Consider the following 1,726-nt stretch of genomic DNA (forward strand, 5'->3'; position numbering starts at 1 on the left):
CTCTTCTTGTTCTTGACATAATTCTGCTAATTTAAGGTTTTTAATCCTATCTTAAATTCACACAAAAAGTTGTACGTTTTTTGGGGAGCAGCATAAAAACCGCATTGTTAATCCCGCTGTTGTATTCATTATAAATAGAATATTGCAATTCACTTTCGGGCTTTTGATAAAAGTCATCAGAAAATTTAAAAAGTCCTTTTCCTTTTGTTCCAACCCAAAAAGAATTTCCTTTTATTTCAACGAATGATCTAACAATTCCTCCATCAAGTTCCGGAACTTTTAGTTTAGATATTAGATTAAAAGCTTTTTTTAAAGGATATATTTTGAATAAACCATCTCCATCTGTACCAGTCCAAATTATGTTTTCACTTCCCTGATATAAAGTAGTTGTTTTTTGACTTTGCACATTTTTTAACCACGGCTTTGACACTATCTTTCCCAAATTGTTTATGATGATATTATTCCTTTTAGCTGCGAAAACTAAACCATCAGCAACTTTACCTATCAAAGATTCTACTATGCCAATATTAATAATTTGTCTGGCATTATTTATAAGTGAATAAAAACTGGCTATACCATCATTAGACACCATACCAATTTTATCTTTAGACACAATTTCAAAGGATTGCACACCACTTGATAATAGTTTAGCTTTTATAATGTGATTTTTATTTTTATTTGAAGGTGGTACATCTAGTGCGTAAAGTGTATTATCATCATACATTAGGATTAATTTGTCACTCGAAGCAAACTCCATTTTTTTAACTGCCTTTTTAGGAAGATTTTCGGTCCTTAATTGAATAAAATTTTGACCATTATAGTAACCAATTCCCCAATTTTTTACAGCGCAATACACTTTTTTTGCTGGATTGATTGCAATATTAAATTCAGACTCTGATAGTGGGCGATTATTTTTCTTAGTAAAATAATATCTTTTAAATAAATCGACTTTTTTGTCGTATCGATTAATTCCGTGCATTGTTAGTATCCAGATATAACCCAAGTGATCTTCATCTATTTTCAAGATTACTTGATTCGTTAAGCTATTTTCATTGTTTAATTCTGGTCTATATATTTTAAAGTTATTTCCGTCATACCTATTGAGGCCATCCCAAGTTCCAATCCATAGTAAATTTTGAGAATCTTGAAATATAGTATTAACAGAACTATTTGAAAGACCTTTAGTATTATCTAACTGTTCAGTAGAATAATTTAAATCTGTCTGATCTAGAGAATTTGATAATTGGTTTGTAGAACCGCTATCTATTTGATCTGATTGTAATTGTAAAGTAGGATCTAAATTATTAATATGCTTAGAATTTTTAGAACAACCTAAAACAATACACAAAGCAAAAGTGATAAATAAGTTTTTAGACTTCAATTTGATGGCTGTTTTAAAATATATTAATAGATCTTACATTCTTTTAAAAATTAGTAATAAATACTCAATATTTGTACGGACGCTAATTAGACCGTCTAATCCAAATAATGGAATAATATTTATTGATTAAAAAATATTTTTCGAAACTATATCTTAATGCTGCAAAACCAATTGAAAATACCTTTTCTGAAAATGTAATTAGTATCACAAGGTACTTTATTTAGTAAAACACAAGCCGTTTTGATATCTGAAAACAATCCTGTCCTAAACGTTTTAGGACTAAATAAATTTCCTTAATTCCATTGACTTTATTGCCTTTAAATCGTGATTTTCAAAATAGAACCC

General features: G+C 28.6%; 1 protein-coding gene. It reads right to left on the minus strand.

Annotation, left to right across the window (positions count from 1 at the left end):
• Positions 1–46 precede the first annotated feature (46 nt).
• A complete protein-coding gene (locus RCH18_RS16040; RefSeq protein WP_326937783.1) occupies positions 47–1,381 on the minus strand; it encodes a ligand-binding sensor domain-containing protein in 1,335 nt (444 codons plus the stop codon).
• Between the last annotated feature and the right edge of the window lie 345 nt (positions 1,382–1,726).

Source organism: Flavobacterium sp. PL11, from assembly GCF_035985025.1.
Classification (GTDB): domain Bacteria; phylum Bacteroidota; class Bacteroidia; order Flavobacteriales; family Flavobacteriaceae; genus Flavobacterium.